Raw genomic sequence first — 3,532 nt, forward strand, 5'->3', positions numbered from 1 at the left:
ATCGGATCGATGCTGCAGGTCGGCGGCGTGGTCGGATGCTTCGCGCTCGGCAGCGTCATCGACCGCTTCTCGTTCCGCGCGCTGGCGCTGGTCTATTTCGTCGCCGTGTTCGCGGTCGGTGCGATCGGTCAGCTCGGACATTCCGCCGTGCTGGTCACGATCGCGATCTTCATTGCGGGCTTCTGCATCGTCGGCGGCCAGATCGCGGCCAACGCGCTGTCGGCGGGGTTCTATCCGACCGCGGTGCGGGCAACCGGCGTCGGCTGGGCGCTCGGGGTCGGCCGCGTCGGCTCAATCGTCGGCCCGCTGGTCGGCGGGGTACTGCTGACCCAGAATTGGACGGCGGCGGCGGTTTTCATGGCGGCCGCGGCAGCCGCGCTCTGCGCGGCGCTGGCGGCCCTGTTCCTGAGCCGGCTGTCGGCCGGCCATTGCGGCACGACAATCATCGATGAGCCGACATCTTTCGAGGCTAAGATGCATCCGGCGGCTGGACCCGGAATTTGACCCGGCCGCGACCCGAATGGGGGTGAGCGATGACTGAAGCCGGCCAAGACAGCAAAGAAAACAACAAGGAGCGCAACCGCGAGATTGCGCGCAATGAGGAGAAGCGCCAGACCATCGGCGCGGCCCGCGTCAGCATCTGGGCGCTGGCGCTCGCCGTCATCGCAGCGGCCATCGCCTGGGTCTGGTTCAAGCGCTGATCGGCGTGGGCCGGCCCAACGCACTTGCCGCACCGCGTGAGCGATAGGTCGTCATGCCACCGCGCCTGACGCCCGCAATTGCCGGATCGAGGCCTCGTCGTAGCCGGCCTGGCGCAGGATCTGATCGCTGTGCTCGCCGATCGCGGGCGGCTTCCGCGGCTGCACCTTGCGGGCGCCGTCGACCCAGATCGGGCTGTTGATGGTCAGCATGGTGTCATTCTCGAACGGCACCAGCACCTCGTTGTCCAGCATCTGCTTGTCGTGTGGAATGTCGTCGAGGATGCCGACCACGCCGAACACCAGCCCGTTTCCGTCAAGCAGCTTGCGCCACTCGGCGAGGTCCCTGGTGGCGAAAACCTCGTCGAACACCTTGATCAGCTCCAGCGAGCGGGCATGGCGGTCCGCCTTGGTCGAGAACCGTTCGTCGGCGATCAGATCCTCCCGTCCGAGGCAGCGCGCCAGCGTCGGCCATTGCCGCTCCTCGTTGAGCAGCGACAGGATGATCCAGCGGCCATCCCGACACTTGTAGTGATTGGTCACCGCGTTGAGCGCGCGCTCGCGCGGCCGCCGCTCGCCGAACTTGGCGCCACACAGCTTGGCCTGCGCCAGCACCGAGGCCGCCCAGACGCCGTTGGCCATCAGGTTCGAGGACACATGCGAGCCCTTGCCGGTGCGCTCGCGCCTGTAGAGCGCGGTCACGATCGCGCCGTAGAAGGCCATCGCGCAGGGATGGTCGCCCATGCCGGCGACCGAGCGCGCCGGCGTGGTATCGATGTCCGCGCGCACCAGATCCATCAGCCCCGAACGCGCCCAATAGGCATTGCTGTCGAAGCCGGGCTTGTTGGCCTCCTCGCCCTTTTCGCCATAGCCGGTGAAGGACGCATAGATCAGCCGTTCGTTATGCGGCGCCAGATGCTCATGGGTGATCCCGAGCCGCTCGCGCACCGAAGGCGGATAGTTGGTGATGAACACGTCGGCTTCGGCGGCGAGCCGATGCAGCACGGCCCGTCCTTCCGGCTTGGAGAGATCGAGCGCCAGGCTTCGCTTATTGCGGGCTTCCAGGAGCCAGGCGAAATTGTGCTCGCTTGCGGGATAGCCGGGGAGGTTGGGCAGGTTGCGGTAGGGGTCGCCGGATCCGGGTGGCTCGATCTTGATCACGTCGGCGCCGAAATCCGACAGCACGGTCGCGGCCGCGGGCGCCGCGATGAAGCTCGCGCAGTCCAGAACCTTCAGCCCTTCGAAGATACCTTTTTCCATCTGGTCGTCGCTCCCACGAATTGTTGCTCTTGTTCCCGCGTCGCGCGGGCCGGTTACGGTCGAAATGCCATTTGATCCATGTTGTGTCGTGGATGCAACCGTCCCCCGGAGATGGCGAGGGGCGCGAAATGCGTGGATTGAGCGATGCGCATACTCACTCCTCCCCTGATAGCAGCGCGGCATTGCCGCCGGCGGCTGCGGTGTTGATTGTCACGGTCTGTTCGGTCGCGAACCGGCTGAGATAATGTGGGCCGCCGGCCTTGGGGCCGGTGCCGGACAGGCCGTGACCGCCGAACGGCTGGACGCCGACGACCGCGCCGATCATGTTGCGGTTGACATAGACATTGCCGATCTGGAGCGCGTCGATGATGGCCTCGACGCTGTCGTCGATCCGTGAATGGATGCCCAGCGTCAGGCCATATCCCGTTCGTTCGATCGAGCGCAGCACCCGATCGAGCTGGTCGGCGGGATAGCGCACCACGTGCAGGATCGGTCCGAACACTTCTTCCGTCAGTTCGGCGGCGTCGGACAATTCGAAGATATGCGGGCCGACGTAATTGCCATCGGGCGCGTTCGAAGCCAGGTGCACCCGCGCGCGGGTTTTCATGCGGGCGATATGGCCGTCCAGCCCTGCCTTGGCGTCGCGATCGATCACCGGCCCGACATGGGTGGAGATGTCGCGGGGGTCGCCGACCCCAAGTTCACGGGCGGCGCCTGCGATCATCTCGATCATGCGGTCGGCGACGTCGTCCTGCACGAACAACAGCCGCAGCGCCGAGCAGCGCTGGCCGGCGGAGCGGAACGCCGAGGTGATCACATCGTCGGCGACCTGCTCGGGCAACGCCGTGGCGTCCGCGATCATGGCGTTGATGCCGCCGGTTTCCGCGATCAGCGGCACGATCGGGCCATCCTTGGCGGCTAGCGTCCGGTTGATCGACCGCGCCACGTCGGTCGAGCCGGTGAACACGACGCCGGCGATGGCGCGATGGGCGACCAGGGCCGCGCCGATATTGCCGTCGCCGGGCAATAGATGAAGCACCGAAGTCGGAATGCCGGCTTCATGCAGCAGCCGGATCGCTTCCACCGCGACCAGCGGCGTCTGTTCGGCCGGCTTGGCCACCACGGCATTGCCGGCCATCAGCGCGGCCGTGACCTGGCCGAGAAAGATCGCGAGCGGAAAATTCCACGGCGAGATCGCGACGAACGCGCCGCGGCCGCGCAGACGCAGCACGTTGTTCTCGCCGGTCGGGCCCGGCATCGTCTCGCCTGCGCCGAACAGCTTGCGGCCCTGGCTTGCGTAGTAGCGGCAGAAATCCGCGGCCTCGCGCACTTCGGACAGCGCGTCATCGAGCGTCTTGCCGCCCTCGCGCTGCAACAGTGCGATGAAGCGTGCGCCGCGCTGCTCCAGCAGGTTCGCGGCCCGCTCCAGCATCGCGGCGCGCGCCTGCGACGGCGTCGCGTTCCAGGCGCGAAATCCGGCCTGCGCAGCGGCGATTGCTCTGTCGGCGTCCTCCGGCGTCGCGTCGGTGACGCTACCGACCGAAGTCTTGAAATCGATCGGACTGGGGCATGGC

Annotated in this window: 4 protein-coding genes; 2 read left to right on the forward strand and 2 right to left on the reverse strand. The window is 66.9% G+C overall.

From position 1 onward, the window contains the following. Positions 1-504 (forward strand): MFS transporter (locus WCB02_RS25315; RefSeq protein ID WP_423962496.1); only part of this gene is annotated, 504 nt, incomplete at its 5' end. Between the two features lie 29 nt (positions 505-533). Continuing rightward, complete coding sequence (locus tag WCB02_RS25320) at positions 534-701, forward strand: hypothetical protein (RefSeq protein ID WP_423962498.1); 168 nt, start codon at positions 534-536, stop codon at positions 699-701. 51 nt (positions 702-752) lie between these two features. Here the strand turns inward: WCB02_RS25320 and WCB02_RS25325 are convergent, their stop codons facing one another. Then, positions 753-1,958 carry a CaiB/BaiF CoA transferase family protein gene (locus tag WCB02_RS25325; protein ID WP_423962500.1) on the reverse strand — a complete coding sequence of 402 codons (1,206 nt, stop codon included), beginning with the start codon at positions 1,956-1,958 and terminating at the stop codon, positions 753-755. A gap of 154 nt (positions 1,959-2,112) precedes the next feature. Then, positions 2,113-3,532 (reverse strand): bifunctional proline dehydrogenase/L-glutamate gamma-semialdehyde dehydrogenase PutA (putA, locus tag WCB02_RS25330; protein WP_423962502.1); only part of this gene is annotated, 1,420 nt, incomplete at its 5' end.

It is taken from the genome of Bradyrhizobium sp., assembly GCF_049581145.1.
GTDB lineage: Bacteria > Pseudomonadota > Alphaproteobacteria > Rhizobiales > Xanthobacteraceae > Bradyrhizobium.